The sequence below is a fragment of the Thermoanaerobacterium thermosulfurigenes genome, assembly GCF_051201035.1.
Classification (GTDB): Bacteria; Bacillota; Thermoanaerobacteria; order Thermoanaerobacterales; family Thermoanaerobacteraceae; genus Thermoanaerobacterium; species Thermoanaerobacterium thermosulfurigenes.
The window spans coordinates 1-19,302 of the sequence record NZ_JBPODR010000001.1 but is presented as its reverse complement, the minus strand read 5'-3'; the positions used below and the strand labels follow the sequence as shown (position 1 = coordinate 19,302).

The window sequence follows — 19,302 nt, the reverse complement described above, 5'->3', positions numbered from 1 at the left end:
TTCAACATGTCTTTATGTGTTCTAATCTATTTTTAATATGATATAATAGGTGTATAATTGTGTTGTGAGGTGGTTTTGTGCTTTTGCCAGGCTTTTTTTCGTTTGCAATAGGAATCATAATACTTGCGTTTGTCGTTTGGCTTTTTGGAAAGTCTATAAAAATACTTTTTAAATTTGTCGTAAATTCTATAATTGGCTATATTTTTCTTTTGATTTTTAATTTTTTTGGCTCGATTTTTGGCTTAACATTGCATTTAAACATAGTAAATGCCTTTGTTGCAGGTGTTTTTGGTATACCAGGAATAGTTGTATTGTTGATTTTAAAGTATCTATTTAAAATTTCTTTTTAACCCTATTGGGGTTATTTTTTTATGACTAATATTGTTGATTTGATTTGGAATAATAAGTACGAAGGAGGTATTGAAATGGATATAAGAAAGATTATCCTTGATAATTTAAAAAGTCGTTCAAGGGACGATATTAAAGGATTTATACAAGAAGCTGTTGATGCAAAGGAGGAGAATGCCATACCTGGTCTTGGCATAATTTTTGAAGCAGCATGGGAGAAAATGAATGATAATGAGAAAAACAACGTGATGGATTACATAATGAGAGGAATATCATAAAGGGTATCTTAGTTGATACCCTTTATGATTATAGTAGCAATACTGTCGCTATGTAGCCGCAAGTCAAACCTATGATTACTGGAAGCAGATTTCTTTTGACTATTGCATCAGGATCCACCTTAATGACTGCAGTTACAGGTACTACGCTCCAAGGTATTATGGTGCCACCACCAACCCATATACAGGTTATTTCACCTAATGAAGCTAATATTGATGAATTTATATTAAGTGTATGGGCAAAAGTTTTAGAAAGTGCACCTACCAAAGGTAGTCCAGAAAATCCTGAGCCTGATAGCCCTGTCAGTATTCCTATCAAAAGCTGCATTAATGCTACAGTGTATTTATTTAAAGGAATGTGCTTTGAAAGGTATATGCCGAGATCCATGAGATATCCTTTCGCATCTGGACCTATGACCTCTTTTGCAGTTGTCAACTCTCCTAAAAAGAAAAAAGCACTTATCAATATTATTGGAGCAAATGTTTTGATTCCAGACAAGAAACCATTTTTCAAGTAGTCTCTTGTCTTATTTAAGAAATCTTTTTGTACGATTGTTGATGCTATAAGCACGATTATTGCAGTGCCGCCGATCAATGCCGTCGCTGCATTTCCTTTGATTTTTAAAATGTACATTAAAAAAGTATCGATGGCAAAAAAGAGTACAGCGACAAATGAAATAATGTAACTTTCTTTATATATTTTCTTTTCACTTGAATTGCTTCCGTAAATTTTTTTATTACCTCTATTATTTTTTAACTTTTTCATCGTAACAAAATAAAAGAAAATTATTGTTGCAAGAGATGTTACACCCCATACTGGTATGCTACTTAAAATTAATTTTGATGTAGGTATTCCTAATGTTTTAGCTATTACAGATGGGACACCTTGTATAAAAAAATCTCCTGACAAAGCAGCTCCAAAGCCGAATATGGTTACTAAAGATGCAAAACTCAATTCATCAAAGCCTGATTTCAAAACAGGCCCGATTAAGACAGCACCTATTAAACCAACAGCAGGTGATGGCCACAAGAAAAAAGATAAAACCATCATCACTATGCCGACGATCCAAAATGTTTTACTTGGAGAGCTTAGAAATCTCAATAATGGCTTTGTTATGACAACATCTGCGCCTATATCATCAAGTGCGTGTGACATGGCAATAATCAGAGATATGATAAGTATTACCTGCCAAAGCTCTTTTCCGGATACAAATACAGAAGAATACAAAATTTCAATAGATTTCAATATGTTTTTAGTCTGTGACATTGCTACGGCAAATATGCCTGCAATGCAAGGCAAAATTATGTCTTTTCGGAAGACCATGAATAAAAATATTACAAATATTGAAATTAAATAGACAATATGTGTTGTTGTTATATTTACCATTGTAACACCTCATTTTTTGCGTTTTTATTTACTCGTTTCAATTACATATTTTGCGTTGAGTTTGGCAAAATTATTAAAAATATGATAAAATATTTGGTAAGGAGGTAGTTAAAATGAAACCAATGAAGCTTAAAGACGGTGTAACAAAAATTGGTGCAGTACATTTTGAAAGAAGATTGTTTGACTCTCTTATTCCACTTCCTGACGGGACAAGCTATAACGCTTATCTAATAGAAGGCAGTGAAAAGATAGCTTTGATAGACACAGTTGATCCTATGAAAATAGAAGTGCTTATGGATCAATTGAAAGATGTACAAAAGATAGACTATATTGTATCAAATCATTCTGAACAGGACCATTCTGGTGGAATTCCTTTTGTTTTAGAAAAGTATCCTGATGCAAAAGTCATATGCACTCCGAAAGCAAAGGCCTTTTTAATGGATCTTTTACATATTTCTGAAGACAAGATAATAACTGTAGAAGACAATGAAACTGTATCTCTTGGAGGAAAGACTCTTAGGTTTATTCATGCCCCGTGGGTACATTGGCCTGAGACCATGTTTACATATCTTGAAGAAGACAATATCCTCTTTACATGTGATTTTTTAGGTTCACATTTAGCTACATCGAAGCTTTTTGCAGAAGATGAATGCCATGTTTATAATTCTGCAAAGCGATACTATGCAGAAATAATGATGCCTTTTAGAAGCTTTATAGCAAAGAATCTTGAAAAGATAAAAGATTTAAAAATAGATTACATAGCACCTTCTCACGGTCCGGTTTACAATAAACCACAATTTATTTTTGATGCGTACAATAGCTGGGTATACGACGAACCGAAGAATATAGTTGTTATACCTTATGTTACAATGCATGGCTCTGTTAAAGCAATGGTGGATTATTTGACTGCTGTGCTTTCGCAAAAAGGTGTCGTTGTAAAACCGTTTGATTTGACAGTTACGGATTTAGGTGAACTTGCTATGTCATTAGTTGACGCTGCCACAATAGTCGTAGGTACCCCGACGGTTTTGGCTGGGGCACATCCACAGGTGATTTATGCTACATATCTCGCAAATGCCTTAAAGCCAAAAACTAAATTTTTATCAATTGTTGGATCATACAGTTGGGGCGGAAAAACTATTGACCAATTGTCCAGCATGATCACGAATTTAAAAGTTGAAGTGATACCGCCAGTATTTATAAAAGGTCTACCAAAAGAAGAAGATTATAAGCTTTTAGATAAATTGGCAGAAACTATAGTTGAAAAACATAAAGAAGCAAACATCAAATAATTAATGTATCATAGAAGAATATAATAGCAAATTTGTGTATAGAATATCCTGTGAGGTGATTTCATGATTAATTTAAACGGACAAAATACCATAGCTCCTGGCATTATTAGTGCTATGACAACTTATGAAGAAGATTTACTTTTAAAGAAATCACAGGATGCATTAAATGTGTACGTCAATGGTGACTTCGTGGGTAAAAAAGTGCTTGTTGCAAACGGCGATGGTGGTATTAATGCAGTAAAGGAGTATTTACTAAACAAAGGATATTCTGGCTTTGAATATAAGATAGACGGCAACAACATAATGATACAGATTGACAAAGGTGTGTGTGATGAAATAAAAAGATTGTTGAATGTGTATTTAACTATACGGTAAGGAGCTTTAATGCTCCTATTTTTTTCATTTTAAGATGATTATTGACGTTTCTTTATTTCAATAATTATAAAAAAGTAGTATAATATCTATTAAGAAAAATATATTAATAAATAATAATTATTAATGGCTGAAATTTTTATGAAAGTTATTTTAAAAAATTCTGTTTCTGAGTTATTATAATGTATAGAAATGGTTAAAATTTAAGACATTAAATGAAAGAAGGTGATATTATGGGAACAGATAATATATCCAGTGTTATGGTTATTTTTGGTGGCACAGGAGACTTAACTCATAGAAAGTTGATGCCCGCTGTTTACAATTTGCTTTATGACAAAAGCCTTCCAGAAAATTTTTGCGTCGTTTCAGTTGGAAGGCGTGATAAGACGGATGAAATTTATCGCAATGAAGTTTATGAATCTATTAAGAAATTTTCGAGAATTAAAATAGATGATGAGCTTTGGAAAAATTTAAGAGATAGAATATACTATCAAAAGTTTGAGTTTCATGATGACTATGGATACTCAAAACTTAAAGATTTTTTGAGAGCGCTTGATGATAAATATCAAACAAATGGAAATAGAATTTATTACTTGGCAGTAGCTCCTGAGTATTTTGAACTCATTGTTGAAAAGTTGCATCAACATGGAATGGCGGAGAATGAAAAGTCGTGGCAAAGAGTCATGATAGAAAAACCATTTGGCAAGGATCTGAATTCTGCAGTTTATTTAAACAAAAAGATAACTGATGTTTTTACTGAGAAAAACACGTATCGCATAGACCATTATTTAGGCAAAGAAATGTTGCAAAACATAATGGTAATCAGGTTTGCCAATGTGTTTTTTGAGCCAGTTTGGAACAACAAATATATAGACAATGTTCAGATATCCTCCAGCGAGATGGTTGGTGTAGAAAATAGAGGTGGATATTATGAAAAAGCTGGTGCGCTAAGAGACATGATTCAAAATCATATGTTGCAGCTTTTGACGCTGACTGCCATGGAGCCGCCTATTGATCTTACTACTGATTCTATCCATGATGAAAAAGTGAAGGTGTTAAAATCTCTTAAGGAGTTGACGCCGGATCTTGTATTGAAAAATGCAGTTAGAGGTCAATATGAAGGCTATAGGAACGAGGATAGAGTATCGCCTGATTCCGATACAGAGACATTTGCTGCACTTAAAGTCTTTGTGGACAATTTTAGATGGGCCGGTGTACCTTTCTACATAAGAACAGGTAAAAAATTGCCAGTAAAATCCACTGAAATAGTAATACAGTTTAAACCTCTCCCAGGCGTTTTGTACTTTAAAGAGTACGGTGGACTTATGCCAGACTTGTTAGTCATTAAGATACAACCTGAAGAAGGCGTCTTTTTGCAGTTTAATGCAAAAAGACCTGGTACTTTAAATAAGGTGATACCGGTGCGAATGGATTTTTGCCAAAATTGTCAAGTTGGTATGAATTCCCCAGAAGCTTATGAAAGATTGATTTACGACGCGCTGCGAGGTGATTCTACTCTTTTTACAAGATGGGATGAAGTTGAGTATTCATGGAGATATGTAGACAAAATAGCTGAGGTCTGGAAGAACAATAAACCAGAGTTTCCCAACTACAAACCAGGAACATGGGGACCTTATGATGCTGATGAATTGCTTCTTAGAGATAATTTTAAGTGGTGGAATATAGGAGGTTTTTACGATGAAAATGTATGATGTTTCGATGAATATCAATAAGAATATGCAGGTTTACAAGAACAAACCAGAGAAAAAACCTGAATTGATTGTCACCAGCGATTTTCCCAATGACAGCGTGCATGAATCCAGGATATGTATGGATATGCACACAGGTACTCATTTTGATGCACCTCTTCACATGATAGAAGGCGGAGATACCATTGAAAACTTTGATATTTCTAAGTCCGTCGTTAAGTGTAAAGTGCTTGATTTTACAAATGTTGAGGACAGAATTACTGCAGAAGATTTGAAAGAGAAAGAAATAGAAAGTGGAGAATTTGTACTTTTAAAGACTAAAAATTCTTATGAAGATAGTTTCAACTTTAATTTCGTTTTCTTAGATGCAAGCGGAGCTGAGTATTTGAAGGAAAAGAAAGTAATAGGAGTTGGAACAGATGGACTTGGAATAGAAAGAGCACAGCCAAACCACGAAACCCATAAAACTTTACTTGGAAACGGAATAACTATACTTGAGGGATTAAGATTAAAAGACGTAAGTGAAGGAAAATATACATTGATTGCTGCTCCTTTAAAAGTAGATGGTGCAGAAGCTGCTCCTACTAGAGCGCTTTTGATAGAGGACGATAAAAAATGAAAGTCAACATGTACAATATAGGAAATTGTATTGTTGGCAATTCTGAGGTTGATTTAGACAGTATCCATGAAATATCGTCTATGCTTATAGACAAATACGGTGAAAGTACAATGTTGGAATTTGTTGAAAACTATAAAATGGGGCAAAATTATTCAGATGCTTTTAAAAATGCTTTAAATAAAAAACACATGATTAAAAAATTAAAATTTAAAGAAAGTATCTAATTTGGAGGTTAATATGGATAAGAAGTTTAAAGATCGAAAGGACATTGACGACAAGTACAAGTGGAAACTGGAAGACATATATGAAAGCGATAAAGAGTGGAATGACGATTTTGACAAAGCCAAGAAAATCATAAGGCAGTTGTCTGACTTTAAAGGTAAGATTAAAGATTCAGAATCCCTTTTAAATGTTCTTAAGCTAAATGATGCTTTGCAGATGATCATAGAGAAGCTTTTTGTGTATGCCAGGATGAAGAGAGATGAAGACAATAGCAATGGAAAATATCAAGCATTGACAGATAAAGCTATGAGAATTAATATTGAAGCATCCAGTGCAACTTCTTTTATTGCTCCAGAGATTTTATCGATGGATGAAAAAATCTTAAAAAGTTGTATTGAAGAAAATGCTGATTTCATAGATTACAGGCATTTTTTAGAAGATTTACTAAGGTATAAGCCCCATACCCTTTCAGACAAAGAAGAGATGATATTGGCAGAAAGTGAAGTCATGGCACACTCTCCTGAGAATATATTCAAAATGCTGGATAATGCTGACATTAGATTTCCTTCTATTGAAGATGAAGACGGGGATTTAGTGGAGCTGACGCATGGGAATTATATTAGGTTCATAAGCAGTAAAGACAGGAATGTTAGAAAGAAGTCTTTTGAATCACTTTACAGTGTATATAAAAATTTTGCTAATACGTATGCAGCTATGACAGATTCCAATGTTAAGAAAGATGTATTTTATTCTAAGATAAGAAATTATAGTACATCTTTGGAAGCTTCGCTTTTTGATGACAATGTCCCTGTATCTGTTTACGACAATTTGATAGAGGCTATACATGAAAAGATTAATTTATTACACAGATATGTTTCTCTTAGGAAAAGAATGTTGAACCTTGATGAGCTGCATATGTACGATCTTTATGTGCCATTAGTTGCTGACTTTGACAAAGAATATGAATACGAAGAAGCCAAAGACATAGTGCTAAAAGCTTTAGAGCCGTTGGGAAATGAGTACGTAAGCATCTTAAGGGAAGGCTTTGATAGCCGTTGGATAGATGTCTATGAGAATAGAGGCAAGACATCTGGAGCGTATTCATGGGGAACTTATGGCGTGCATCCATTTGTGCTTCTGAATTTTCAAGGTAAATTGGATGATGTTTTCACCATAGCTCATGAGATGGAGCATTCGCTTCATACGTATTATTCTGACAAAGCTCAGAAATACATCAATTCTCACTATAAGATATTTGTTGCAGAAGTCGCATCTACTTGCAATGAATCTATTTTAATAGACTACCTTTTAAAAAATGCAAGAGACAAAAGCGAGAAGTTGTATTTATTAAACCATTATCTTGAACAGTTTAAAGGAACAATATTTAGACAGGTTATGTTTGCTGAATTTGAAAAGTATACTCATGAAGAAGCTGAGAAAGGCGAGGCGCTGACTGCAGAAAAATTGTGTAAAAAGTATCATGAACTTAATCAATTTTATTACGGAAATGATATAATAGTAGACGATGAGATTGATTATGAATGGGAAAGGATACCGCATTTTTATTCAAGCTTTTATGTCTACAAATATGCTACAGGATTTTCCGCTGCTGTTGCGTTGTCGCAGATGATTTTAAATGAGGGGGATGCTGCGGTAAAAAGATATATAGAATTTTTAAAAAGCGGTGGTTCAGATTATCCACTTAATATCTTAAAAAAAGCTGGTGTAGATCTTACAACAAAGAAGCCGGTTTTAGATGCTTTAACTGTATTTGAGAATGTGTTAGATGAAATGGAAAGACTTTTGGACAGGTGATGAATTTGAGAGAGTACAGTGTTTTTGATATAATGGGACCTGTCATGATTGGTCCCAGCAGTTCACATACAGCAGGAGCTGCACGGTTGGCAAAGATAGCCAGACAAATAGCAGGTGATGATGTAAAAGAAGTGCAGTTTGTACTGTACGATTCTTTTGCAAACACATACAAAGGTCACGGCACTGACAAAGCGCTTGTCGCAGGAATTATAGGACTTGATCCAGATGATGAAAGGCTGCCTAATTCTTTTGAATTGGCAAAAGAGCAAAACATATCATTTTCGTTTGTAAAAAGCGATAAGGATGCGTCGCATCCTAATACAGTTAGAATGGTCATAAAAAACAAATCAGGTGATGTTATTGAAGTATTGGGTTCGTCAATAGGCGGAGGTAATGTTGTGCTTAAAGAAATTAACGGCATGAATGTGGAGTTTACAGGAGAGTACGAGACGCTTATTACAAAGCATATTGACAAACCTGGTATCATAGCAATGGTGACAAAGGTCTTATCTGAGCATATGATAAATATAGCTTTTATGAGGGTGTACAGGCAGTTAAAGGGCGATATGGCTATTATGGTGATTGAATCAGACCAAACCATACCAGAAGATGTGCGAATAAGAATAGAGCATATTAATGGAATAGAGAAAGCTATAGTTGTAGACAGTGTGATAAAGCATAAATAAAATGTACTGAGGTGAAGAAGTTGTATCAGTTTAGTAGTGGATTTGAATTACTGGAGCTTACAAAAAAATATAGCATTCCTATATCGGAAGTTGTGATAAATTATGAGCATGAGATGACTGGCGATGATAGAGATGTAATAATAGAAAAGATGTCATCGAATCTTGACGTGATGAGAAAATCTATCGAAAGAGGCTTAAAAGAAGATGTAAAATCTGTAGGTGGTTTTATCGGCGGAGATGCAAAAAGATTGTACGATAAAATAATTAATAATTTTACAATAAGCGGTGAAACAGTTTCAAAGGCTGTTGCATCGGCTATTGCAGTATCAGAAGTGAATGCAGCGATGGGCAAAATTGTTGCAGCACCTACTGCTGGTTCCAGTGGCGTCATTCCGGGAGCGCTGATAACTATTGCAAGGAAATTTGGCAAAAATGATGATGAATTGATAAAATCTTTGTTTACATCATCTGGAATTGGAATAATAATTGCGAAAAATGCTACGCTTTCAGGTGCAGAAGGAGGATGTCAGGCTGAAGTGGGATCAGCGTCGGCTATGGCTGCCGCTGCTTTAGTTGAATTGATGGGTGGATCTCCTGACGAGGCCTTAAATGCAGCGTCTTTTGCCATTATGAATCTTTTGGGACTTGTATGTGATCCTGTAGCAGGGTTAGTGGAGGTTCCATGTGTCACGCGAAATGCAATTGGTGCTGCAAATGCTTTGATTTGCGCTGATTTGGCTTTATCTGGCATGAAAAGCATCATTCCTTTTGATGAAGTTGTAAGTGCAATGGACAGTGTAGGAAAAGCTATGCCTTGTGCACTTAGAGAGACGGCTGAAGGTGGGCTTGCCAAGACTGCAACCGGCATTAAGCTGAAAATGAATATTAGAGAATAGAAAAAGGCTTTACGAGTTATTCGTAAAGCCTTTTAAAAAACCGATTTTTAATCGGTAATTACCTCTATAAGAGGCAGAACTGTTTAAATTTATTTAATTTTCTATTATAATATATGCATATATATTGCTTTTAATACAAAGTTAAAGGGGATTGATTCAATGGAAATCGTCAACGTAAATTTAAAAAATTATTCATATCCTATTTACATCTCAAATGGAATTTTAAGTGATATTGGGCTGTATTTGAGAAACCACTTGAGAAGTGGAAGGGCAATCATAATAACTGATTCAAATGTGTCAAATATATATCTTCAAAACGCTGAAGACGCTTTATCAAAAGATGGATTTGTCGTAAGTCACTTAGTTATAAAAGCTGGTGAAGAAAGTAAAAATTTAGACACAGTAAAGCGTTTGATGGAAGAGTGTTTCGACTTTGGATTATTGAGGGATAGTGCTGTGATAGCATTAGGCGGAGGAGTTGTAGGCGATATAGCTGGTCTTGTAGCTGCATTGTACATGAGGGGTATAGACTTCATACAGATTCCGACCACTCTATTAGCGCAAGTTGACAGCAGTGTGGGAGGCAAGGTTGGAGTAAATTTAGATGAGGGGAAAAACATTGTTGGCTCATTTTATCAGCCAAAGGCTGTTTTCATTGATACAAGTGTATTGAAAACCCTTAACAAAAGGGAGGTGTTAGGAGGAATTTCGGAGATAATAAAGTACGGCATAATTAAAGATGAATCACTGCTTAATTTCTTTGAAACCAATTTGGAGAAAATATTAAATTTAGATGATGATATGATGAGATATTTGATTAAAAGATCATGTGAGATAAAAAGTGACGTTGTATCAAAAGATGAAAAAGAAAATAATATAAGAGCCATTTTAAACTATGGGCATACTATAGGACATGCTTTAGAATCAATTACGCGGTACAAAAAGTACATTCATGGTGAAGCTGTTGCCATTGGAATGTATTATGCTGCTAAAATCGCCTTAAACAGAAAGTATATCGACGAAAGTTATATTTTGCGCATCAAAAATTTGCTGATTTCATGTGGTCTTCCTGTTGATTACGGCAATATAGACAAGTATGAAATAGTTAAGTGCATAAAGCATGATAAGAAAAACAGAGAGGGCAAAATGAAGTTTGTCCTGCCAATAGGATATGGCAACGCTGAAGTCTTCGATGTTTTAGAAGATGAAATATTGAATGTATTGAAGTAATAAAAGAAATTTTCTTGACTTTAGCAGAATAGAGTATTAAAATATCAAGAAAATAGTTAAAGGGGGTGTGGCATGAACATTTACTATCTTGGACCGAAAGGGACATTTTCTGAACAAGCTCTTATATTTTATATTAGTCAAAAACGAGGATACTGCATTAAGGAATTAAAGACAATTCCAGACATCATTACAATGTTGTGTATTAATAAAGATGATGAGGGATTAGTTCCGATAGAAAACTCTATAGAAGGCACTGTAAATGTCACATTGGATATGCTTATAAATGATGCTGATGGTCTTAAAATAAAAAGAGAGATAGTCATTCCTATATCTCATTGTCTTATCGCTGACAAAAATCTGGAGCTTGATGAAATAAAGCTTGTAATCTCTCATCCACAGGCACTTGCTCAGTGTAGAAACTATATCAGGAGAAACTTGCCAAATGCTGAAATTGTAACTGCAGATAGTACGGCAAAAGCTGTTTCGGAAATAAAGAATAAGGCGTATGCTGCAGCAATAGGAAATGCCGGGGCCGCAGAAATTTATGGAGCGCAAATAATCGATAAAGACATACAAGATGTGAAAAATAATTTTACGAGGTTTGTCGTTCTTGGCTCAAGTGATTGCGAATACACAGGAAACGATAAGACATCTCTAATATTTTCTGTTCCAAATGAGCCGGGAAGTCTTTATAAGATATTAGAGGTGTTTGCCAGAGAAAACGTGAATATGACCAAGATTGAATCAAGGCCTTCCAGAAAGAATATGGGCGAATACGTGTTTTGGGTTGACATTGAAGGTCATAGATGCGATAATCGCATTAATAAAATATTAGGTGTGTTGATGGGTAAAACGGAGTTTTTAAAGGTGTTAGGTTCATATCCTAAATACTTGTAAAACGGTAGAATGGAGGATTTTTAAATGGTAATTGTTATGAGGCCAAGTGCTACAGAAAAGCAAATCTCTGATGTATCAAATCTTTTATTATCTCTTGATTTAAAACCACACATTTCTAAAGGAGAAGAACGAGTAGTAATAGGTGTGATTGGCGACAAAAAAAAGCTTAAAGATAAAAATGTTGAGCTTATGGAAGGTGTTGAGAAAGTCATACCTATAGTTGAGTCTTATAAACTTGCAAGTCGTACATTTAATCCTGTATCTACAATTGTAGATGTAGACGGTGTCCAAGTTGGTGGTAAAAGTGTAGTCATAATGGCTGGTCCCTGTGCTGTTGAAAGCAAAGAACAACTTTTTGAAAGTGCAAAAGCAGTCAAGATGTTTGGCGCTAAATTTTTACGAGGTGGTGCATATAAGCCTCGCACATCTCCATATTCTTTTCAAGGACTTGAAAAAGAAGGACTTGAGATGTTATATGAAGCTAAAAAGTATACAGGTTTAAAAATAGTTACGGAGGTTATGGATGTCTATTCCGTAGAAATTGTAGCTAAATATGCAGATGTATTGCAAATCGGCGCGAGAAACATGCAAAACTTTTCGCTGCTTAAAGAAGTTGGTAAGTCTAATATGCCTGTTCTTTTAAAGAGAGGCATTGCAGCCACAATAGAAGAATGGCTTAATGCTGCTGAATACATTTTAAACGAAGGCAACAAAAATGTGATACTTTGTGAAAGAGGAATAAGGACATTCGAACAGTACACGAGAAATACCCTTGATTTAAGTGCGGTACCTGTTGTAAAAAGACTAAGTCACTTGCCAATAATAGTCGATCCGAGCCATGGAACAGGAAAATCTTTTTTAGTAAATCCAATGGCGAAAGCTGCAATAGCTGCTGGGGCAGATGGCCTTATAATTGAAGTCCATCCAGATCCTAAAAATGCTTTATCAGATGGTGCGCAGTCATTGACGCCAGATGAATTTAGAGTTTTGACAGAAGAAATATCTGATATAGCAAATGCTGTAGGACGTGATTTTAAATGATCAAAAAAGTAGCGATCATAGGATTGGGACTTATAGGTGGCTCTTTGGCGAAAGCTATAAGAAAATATACAAGTTTAGGTATAATAGGTGTAGACGTGAAAGATGATTATATCGACGAAGCTTTAAGGGAAGGTATAATTGATGAAGGTTTTAAAGAAATTGATAAACCAATAGACGCAGACATAGTATTTGTATGCACTCCTGTTGGCATAGTCATAAATTGCATAGAAGAAATACTTCCGCACTTAAAAGATGGCTGTGTGATAACTGATGTCGGAAGTACAAAAAAAACGATAATGGATGTGGTAAATGGTATATTGCCGAAAGATAAATTCTTTATAGGCGGTCATCCTATGACAGGCTCTGAAAAGTGCGGATTTTCCTCAAGCAGTTCTGAACTCTTTTTGGGAAGCAATTATTTTATAATTCCTGATGAACGAACACCTGACAGTGTTGTAGAGATTTTCATCAATGAAATCATTAAAAAAATTGGTGCTAACCCTATATTCGTAGATAGCTATTCACATGATAGGATAGTAGGTATTGTGAGCCATGTGCCGCATATTTTATCGGCGGCTCTGACTAATTTTGCATATAGAGAAGATGCAGATGCCATAAGATTCGCTGCTGGCGGTTTTAAAGACTCTACGAGAATATCGATGTCCCAGACTGAGATGTGGAAGGATATTATTTTGAATAACAAAGATGTGATAAAAAAGCTGATAATAGATTATGAAAATCTTTTAAACGAATTTTTATTTAGCCTTGATTGTGACGATATAAAGTCACTGTGTGAATTTTTTGATACAGCAAGAGAAATCAGAAAAAGCATAGCTTCTTGACTTTGGAAAGGAATGAATATTTTATGGAGGTAGAAATTTCTAAAAAAAGCCATCTAAAAGGTGTAGTGAATGTTCCTGGAGATAAATCTATATCTCATAGAGCCATAATGTTTGGCTCTATTGCTGTTGGCGATACTGTTGTGAAAGGTTTCTTAAAAAGTGAAGATTGCTTTTCGACGATAAATTGCATGAGAAAGTTAGGTGTGGAGATAGAAATAGTTAATGATGATGTATATGTTAAAGGAAATGGCATGTATCTGAATGAAAGCCTTGATGTTTTAGATGCAGGAAACTCTGGTACAACGATGCGCCTTTTATCAGGTATTTTAGCTGGTCAGAAATTTGCATCTACTATAACCGGTGATGAGTCTTTAAGAAAAAGGCCTATGAAACGAATAATACAGCCGCTATCAATGATGGGAGCGAAAATAACAGCGGTTTATGATAATTATGCACCTATTACCATAAAAGGCAATACACTTAAGGGGATTAACTACAAAACAGAAGTTTCCAGTGCTCAAGTAAAATCATGCATAATGCTGGCAAGTTTGTATGCACAGGACGTTACGACAATTGAGGAACCATATTTGTCCAGAAATCACAGCGAACTTATGCTTAATTACTTTGGCGGAAATTTTGAGTCTTATGACAATAAGGTGATATGCCATCCTGTGGAAAAACTGCATGGGTGCGAAGTATTGGTTCCTGGCGACATATCTTCTGCTGCGTATTTTATGGTAGCAGCCAGCATATTACCTAATTCAGAAATATTGATAAAAAATGTAAATATAAACAACACGCGAACAGGAATAATAGATGTGCTGAATAAAATGGGTGGCAATGTTGAAATAATAGAGGAGAAAGTCGTTAACAATGAACCTGTAGCGGACATAGTAGTAAAATCTTCGCATTTAAAGGGGATTGATATAGGTGGTGAGATTATACCGAGGTTGATTGATGAGATACCGGTTATTGCTGTAGCGGCAGCATACGCTGATGGTACTACAGTTATAAAAGATGCTGAAGAACTAAAAGTAAAAGAAAGCAATCGCATAGACACCATGGTAAGCCAATTGAGAAAAATGGGTGCTGATATAGAAGCTACAAATGACGGTATGATAATCCATGGTAAAGAAACACTGCATGGTGCTACGGTTGACAGCTACAACGATCATAGAGTTGCTATGTCATTAAGCATTGCTGCTCTAAAAGCTGATGGCAGTACAAAAATAAAAAATGCAGAATGTGTGAATATTTCATTTCCTGATTTTTATAGCGTACTTAATGTGCTATAATAAAAATTGGTGATTTTAATGGAAGAAAGCATACTCATAATTGAAGATGAGAAAAGAATTGCAAGGTTTTTACAGATAGAGCTTGAACATGAAGGTTATAGTGTAACATTAGAATATAGCGGCAATAGTGGCTTAAGAGAGGCTTTAGATGGAAATTACGATTTGATAATCTTAGACTTGATGCTTCCAGGTTTGGATGGTTTTTCAGTATTGAGAGAACTACGAAAAAAATCATCGACGCCTGTAATAATTTTAAGTGCAAAAGATGAGGTAAAAGACAAGGTATTTGGGCTTGATATAGGTGCTGATGATTATCTGACTAAGCCGTTTTCAATTGAAGAATTTATGGCGAGAATACGAAATGTCCTTAGAAAAAATGCAAAGTCAAATGCTAATAAATTGGTATATGATGGGATAACAATGGATTTGTCTACATACGAAGTAAAAAGAGACGGAATAAAGATAGAGCTGACGAAAAAAGAGTTTGAGCTTTTGAAATATTTGATTATAAACTCTGAAATAGTGCTTACAAGGGAAAACATACTGGAGAATGTATGGGGCTACAATTATATTGGTGAGACAAACATAGTAGATGTGTACATAAGGTATTTGCGAAGTAAAATTGATGAACCGTTTGATAATAAGTTGATACAGACGATAAGAGGTGTAGGATACTCTTTAAGGAAAGAAAAAAATGAGAATTAAAAGTTTTAAGTCGTCAATAAAGTTGAGGATTGCTTTGCTTTATGCTATCATATTTTCATTTATTTTAATAGTGCTTAATGCATCTGTGTTATACGGTCTCAAATATTACCTTGTATATCAAGCGTTTGACGATATACAAAATCAATCAGATGTTATAGTCGAAAAGCTAAAAGAGGTTGATGGCATAATAACAAGTGTAGACAAAGATTTACTTTTCGGATCGTCAATAGGTGAAAATATGTATTTAAAGATTGTGGATTCGCATGGGAAAATTGTGTACGTGTCTTCACCGCATTTGATTGATATACCATATGATAAAAATATAAATGTACCTACAAAAATAGAAAAAAATGAGACACATATAGCATATATAAACAGAAAGTATACTTTTGGGAATAAATTTTTTTATATTCAGGTTTATGAAGATTTAAAAAATCAGTATTTTTTCTTAAAGCTTTTGTTTGTTATGATGGCTGTTTCCGATGTCATTGGAGTTTTGGTGTCTTTTTTTGCAGGATATTTTATAACGGGTAGAGCATTAAGGCCTGTTGATTATATGGTGAGAGAAGTTCATGCAATCGACGAGAAAAAATTAAATAAAAGATTGAGCATTAGTGGAAATAATGATGAACTGTCTAAGCTCGCTGCTACATTTAATGACATGCTGGATAGGTTGGAAGACTATTTTAAAAGGCAGAATGCATTTATATCAAATGTTTCCCATGAGCTTAGGACACCTTTGTCTATCTTGAAAGGATATATAGAACTTATAGACAGATGGGGGAAAGACAACAAAGATGTGCTGGAAGAGTCTATAGGCGCTTTAAAAAAAGAAGAGCAAGAAATGGAGATATTGATTGAAAGGCTTTTAATGCTGGCAAGAGGAGATAACAAGACGCTTAATATAAATAAGAAATTATTTAATGTTTATGAATTGATTGCAGAAATAGTCAGGGATGCTAAAGTGATTTTTAATGGGAAAAACATTGAAATTTTTTGCGATAAAAATTTGGAAGTGTATGCAGATAGGAACCTTATAAAGGAGCTATTAAGAATAATTCTCGATAATGCATTAAAATATACAGATATTGACGGCAACATAAAATTTTATGCAGAAGAAGCAGATAATAATGTAGCCGTAATAATTAAAGACGACGGCATTGGAATACCTGAAGAAGAGATTCCTTATATATTTGACAGATTTTACAGGGTTGACAAAGCAAGAAGCAAAGAAACTGGTGGAATGGGTTTAGGACTATCTATTGCAAAACTTATTGTTGAGCTGCATGGTGGAAGTATTGAAGTAAAAAGCAAGTTAAATGAAGGATCCGAATTTAAAATAACAATTCCCAAAATTTGATAGATGGGGTTGTTATTTATTTTTAGTGACATACTACACAATATATGGTATAATATATTTATAAAATCACTATATATTGGAGGGTATAAATGTTGCAAAAAGAAGCGACGAAGAATCAGCAGATGGAGGCAAAAAATTCTTCTAAGGAATATAAATGCCCTGATTGTGGGGCTCAGTTAGTTCCTGAAAGCGGATGTATTTACTGTCCATTTTGCGGTTACAGTGAATGCCACTAATTACCTATATTCCCATCAGTTTAATATGGACATATACAAGCATTCCCCTTATAATTAAAGTAAAATATGCCGAATCCCCGAAAAGGGGTACGGGGGATCTTTTTTTGGGGTGAATCCACTTAAGTGGTAGGGCGGCCCTTTGCCCGAACCCGTCAACTAACCTCGGAGGCAAAAGGGGGATTTTTTATGTTAAAAAAATGTATTAAGGTAAAGCCTCTCATTGCATCATTAGCAGCGGCTCTTTTATTTTCTCAGACGGCATTTGCGGCAACATATACTGTGAAGCCTGGTGATAGCCTATATAAAATAGGCTTAAATTATGGTACAACATACAATCAAATAATGAAGCTTAACAATATCAGTAATACAGTAATATATCCGGGGCAAGTATTAGTTGTACCTGGCAGTGACAACACATATACAGTCCAAAAAGGCGATAGTTTATACTTAATTGCCATGAAGTATGGTACTACTGTAGATGCTTTAAAAAATGTAAATGGTTTAACAGGCGATATGATTTATCCAGGTCAAGTTTTTGTCATACCAGCATCGACGTCTGGTACACCATCAACTTCTTCAAGTATAAGAAGCGATGTAACTACAAACAGGAGTTCTGTCCAAAGAGGTGTTATTTCATACACAAATGCTGATTTGGATCTTCTATCAAGGCTTATAAATGCAGAAGCTGGTGGTGAATCGTATCAAGCTAAAGTTGCTGTCGGTGCCGTGATAGTGAATAGGGTAAAAAGTGGTATATTTCCTAACTCCATAAAGGGTGTAATATATCAAGTCGATAGCAATGGCTACTATCAATTTACGCCTGTTGAAAATGGCTGGATAAATCTACCTGCCACACCAGACTCAATAAGTGCTGCAAGGGATGCCTTAAACGGTGTAGATCCTACAAACGGTGCACTTTATTACTTTGACGACAGCAATACTAACCAGTGGCTTTGGTCATTGCCAGTTGCATTGAGAGTTGGAAATATGGTATTTTCTTATGCAAGATAAAGATTATGCAAAATTGAGAGGCTAAGAGGAGCAAAATGGATACCGAAAGGTATCCATTTTGCTTTTATAATGTTTTTGCTTCGTACAAAGTGATAAAGCCAAATATTATAAAAATGATCGCTGATATGTAGTGTAAAAGCCTTGTCGGCAATTTCTTACCTAAATAAACTCCCAATACGATTCCGATGACATCGGCCATAAAAATTCCTGCAGTAGCGCCTAATAAAACAAATACAGGATTTTTGTATGTGGCAGTAAGTGCTAATGTCGAAAGCTGTGTCTTATCTCCAAATTCCGAAATAAAATATGTACTTATTATGGTGAAAACCGGACCGTATTTGGATTTTCTGATTTTTTCATGTCCTTCATGGCCATTTTTTAATGTAATCAACCCGAAAATTAAAAAAGATATGGCAGCCAATAGCTTCACGTATTTTATCGGTATGTACTCTGTAATAAATGAGCCAAACAAAACTGCAATACCCATATTTAAAAGGGCAGCGATCAATATGCTAATTAAGACAGTTCTGGCTTTTATAAATGTGGCAAATGCCATAGCCATAAACTGTGACTTGTCGCCCATTTCAGATGCAAAAACGAGAATAAAAGACGATATTAAAGCATTCATCAAATCTGCCTCCTTGTAATTAGTATGCCGAAAAAATAAAACCTATTACATAATATGTGCAACATATTACGTAAAGGTCTCATTCTTTAAGGCAAAGCCAGGTTAAAACCAGCATGTTGACTTTGCCACATATTTATATATGTGAACTACTCCCCTTTACATAGATGAATATTCTCGGCAACTTCTGTTGCCTGATATATCTGAATTTCAGGAGACATCTTTTAAATTTATCCCCCAAAATTTCATTCTGAAATCCTTTTTCGATTTCCAATTCATTTACATCTTTATTTACATTGTAAGATTTTTTCTTTATATTTCCCTTTATTTAACATATATGGTTGCATTCTATCTTGACTTTTTTAAATTGCCCCAATAATCGAAATGGATGGTGTTTTTACCATACTACTTGTTATTGAGGTGATTTTATGTTGGGCGC

21 protein-coding genes and 1 riboswitch are annotated in these 19,302 nt (G+C 34.8%); of the genes, 19 read left to right on the top strand and 2 right to left on the bottom strand.

Translation table 11 applies throughout. From position 1 onward, the window contains the following. Window positions 1-77 precede the first annotated feature (77 nt). On the top strand, window positions 78-350 hold the full coding sequence (locus tag HNR52_RS00105; RefSeq protein ID WP_435619340.1) for a pro-sigmaK processing inhibitor BofA family protein: 273 nt from the start codon (window positions 78-80) through the stop codon (window positions 348-350). Window positions 351-425: 75 nt separating this feature from the next. Then, a complete protein-coding gene (sspI, locus tag HNR52_RS00100) occupies window positions 426-626 on the top strand; it encodes a small acid-soluble spore protein SspI (RefSeq protein ID WP_013787874.1) in 201 nt (66 codons plus the stop codon). A 28-nt stretch (window positions 627-654) separates the two neighbouring features. On the opposite strand, the gene HNR52_RS00095 is transcribed toward sspI, so the two are convergent. After that, window positions 655-2,010 (bottom strand): hypothetical protein, encoded by a 1,356-nt coding sequence (locus tag HNR52_RS00095; protein ID WP_435619339.1) that lies wholly within the window; start codon window positions 2,008-2,010, stop codon window positions 655-657. A 113-nt stretch (window positions 2,011-2,123) separates the two neighbouring features. On the opposite strand from HNR52_RS00095, the gene HNR52_RS00090 reads away from it, so the two are divergent. The 17 genes from HNR52_RS00090 to HNR52_RS00010 all read left to right on the top strand — a co-directional run bounded on the left by HNR52_RS00090 (window position 2,124) and on the right by HNR52_RS00010 (window position 18,238). Next, complete coding sequence (locus HNR52_RS00090; RefSeq protein ID WP_435619338.1) at window positions 2,124-3,302, top strand: FprA family A-type flavoprotein; 1,179 nt, start codon at window positions 2,124-2,126, stop codon at window positions 3,300-3,302. 63 nt (window positions 3,303-3,365) lie between these two features. After that, window positions 3,366-3,677, top strand: coding sequence for a hypothetical protein (locus tag HNR52_RS00085; RefSeq protein ID WP_435619337.1), 312 nt, complete (start codon window positions 3,366-3,368; stop codon window positions 3,675-3,677). Window positions 3,678-3,907: 230 nt separating this feature from the next. Next, window positions 3,908-5,386, top strand: a complete 1,479-nt coding sequence (gene zwf / locus HNR52_RS00080; RefSeq protein ID WP_435619336.1) for a glucose-6-phosphate dehydrogenase — start codon at window positions 3,908-3,910, stop codon at window positions 5,384-5,386. Beyond that, window positions 5,373-6,002, top strand: a complete 630-nt coding sequence (locus HNR52_RS00075) for a cyclase family protein (protein ID WP_435619335.1) — start codon at window positions 5,373-5,375, stop codon at window positions 6,000-6,002. Before zwf ends, HNR52_RS00075 begins: the two co-directional genes overlap by 14 nt. Continuing rightward, complete coding sequence (locus tag HNR52_RS00070; RefSeq protein ID WP_013787880.1) at window positions 5,999-6,226, top strand: hypothetical protein; 228 nt, start codon at window positions 5,999-6,001, stop codon at window positions 6,224-6,226. The genes HNR52_RS00075 and HNR52_RS00070 overlap by 4 nt, the downstream gene beginning before the upstream one ends. 13 nt (window positions 6,227-6,239) lie before the next feature. Beyond that, window positions 6,240-8,039 carry an oligoendopeptidase F gene (gene pepF, locus HNR52_RS00065; RefSeq protein WP_435619334.1) on the top strand — a complete coding sequence of 600 codons (1,800 nt, stop codon included), beginning with the start codon at window positions 6,240-6,242 and terminating at the stop codon, window positions 8,037-8,039. Then, window positions 8,039-8,725: an L-serine ammonia-lyase, iron-sulfur-dependent subunit beta gene (sdaAB, locus tag HNR52_RS00060; RefSeq protein ID WP_435619417.1), complete on the top strand. Its 687-nt coding sequence runs from the start codon at window positions 8,039-8,041 to the stop codon at window positions 8,723-8,725. Before pepF ends, sdaAB begins: the two co-directional genes overlap by 1 nt. 20 nt (window positions 8,726-8,745) lie before the next feature. Further along, window positions 8,746-9,621, top strand: coding sequence for an L-serine ammonia-lyase, iron-sulfur-dependent, subunit alpha (sdaAA, locus tag HNR52_RS00055; RefSeq protein WP_435619416.1), 876 nt, complete (start codon window positions 8,746-8,748; stop codon window positions 9,619-9,621). A gap of 159 nt (window positions 9,622-9,780) precedes the next feature. Beyond that, window positions 9,781-10,851 carry a 3-dehydroquinate synthase gene (gene aroB, locus HNR52_RS00050; RefSeq protein WP_435619333.1) on the top strand — a complete coding sequence of 357 codons (1,071 nt, stop codon included), beginning with the start codon at window positions 9,781-9,783 and terminating at the stop codon, window positions 10,849-10,851. A 72-nt stretch (window positions 10,852-10,923) separates the two neighbouring features. Beyond that, a complete protein-coding gene (gene pheA, locus HNR52_RS00045) occupies window positions 10,924-11,748 on the top strand; it encodes a prephenate dehydratase (protein WP_435619332.1) in 825 nt (274 codons plus the stop codon). Between the two features lie 24 nt (window positions 11,749-11,772). After that, on the top strand, window positions 11,773-12,789 hold the full coding sequence (gene aroF / locus HNR52_RS00040) for a 3-deoxy-7-phosphoheptulonate synthase (protein WP_435619331.1): 1,017 nt from the start codon (window positions 11,773-11,775) through the stop codon (window positions 12,787-12,789). Beyond that, entirely contained in the window at window positions 12,786-13,631 is an 846-nt protein-coding gene (locus tag HNR52_RS00035) for a prephenate dehydrogenase (RefSeq protein WP_435619330.1), read from the top strand. Before aroF ends, HNR52_RS00035 begins: the two co-directional genes overlap by 4 nt. A 23-nt stretch (window positions 13,632-13,654) precedes the next feature. Continuing rightward, window positions 13,655-14,926 carry a 3-phosphoshikimate 1-carboxyvinyltransferase gene (gene aroA, locus HNR52_RS00030; protein ID WP_013787888.1) on the top strand — a complete coding sequence of 424 codons (1,272 nt, stop codon included), beginning with the start codon at window positions 13,655-13,657 and terminating at the stop codon, window positions 14,924-14,926. Window positions 14,927-14,944: 18 nt separating this feature from the next. Then, window positions 14,945-15,631, top strand: a complete 687-nt coding sequence (locus HNR52_RS00025) for a response regulator transcription factor (RefSeq protein WP_435619329.1) — start codon at window positions 14,945-14,947, stop codon at window positions 15,629-15,631. After that, the gene (locus HNR52_RS00020; protein WP_435619328.1) at window positions 15,621-16,991 is read left to right on the top strand and encodes a sensor histidine kinase; all 1,371 of its coding nucleotides are present in this window, start codon (window positions 15,621-15,623) and stop codon (window positions 16,989-16,991) included. Before HNR52_RS00025 ends, HNR52_RS00020 begins: the two co-directional genes overlap by 11 nt. Window positions 16,992-17,080: 89 nt before the next feature. Next, window positions 17,081-17,227, top strand: a complete 147-nt coding sequence (locus HNR52_RS00015; protein ID WP_013787891.1) for a hypothetical protein — start codon at window positions 17,081-17,083, stop codon at window positions 17,225-17,227. A 57-nt stretch (window positions 17,228-17,284) separates the two neighbouring features. Continuing rightward, window positions 17,285-17,413: riboswitch (cyclic di-AMP (ydaO/yuaA leader) on the top strand. Next, window positions 17,414-18,238, top strand: coding sequence for a cell wall hydrolase (locus tag HNR52_RS00010; RefSeq protein ID WP_435619327.1), 825 nt, complete (start codon window positions 17,414-17,416; stop codon window positions 18,236-18,238). It abuts the riboswitch before it with no gap. 64 nt (window positions 18,239-18,302) lie between these two features. On the opposite strand, the gene HNR52_RS00005 is transcribed toward HNR52_RS00010, so the two are convergent. Next, a complete protein-coding gene (locus HNR52_RS00005) occupies window positions 18,303-18,866 on the bottom strand; it encodes a TMEM165/GDT1 family protein (RefSeq protein ID WP_013787893.1) in 564 nt (187 codons plus the stop codon). Between the last annotated feature and the right edge of the window lie 436 nt (window positions 18,867-19,302).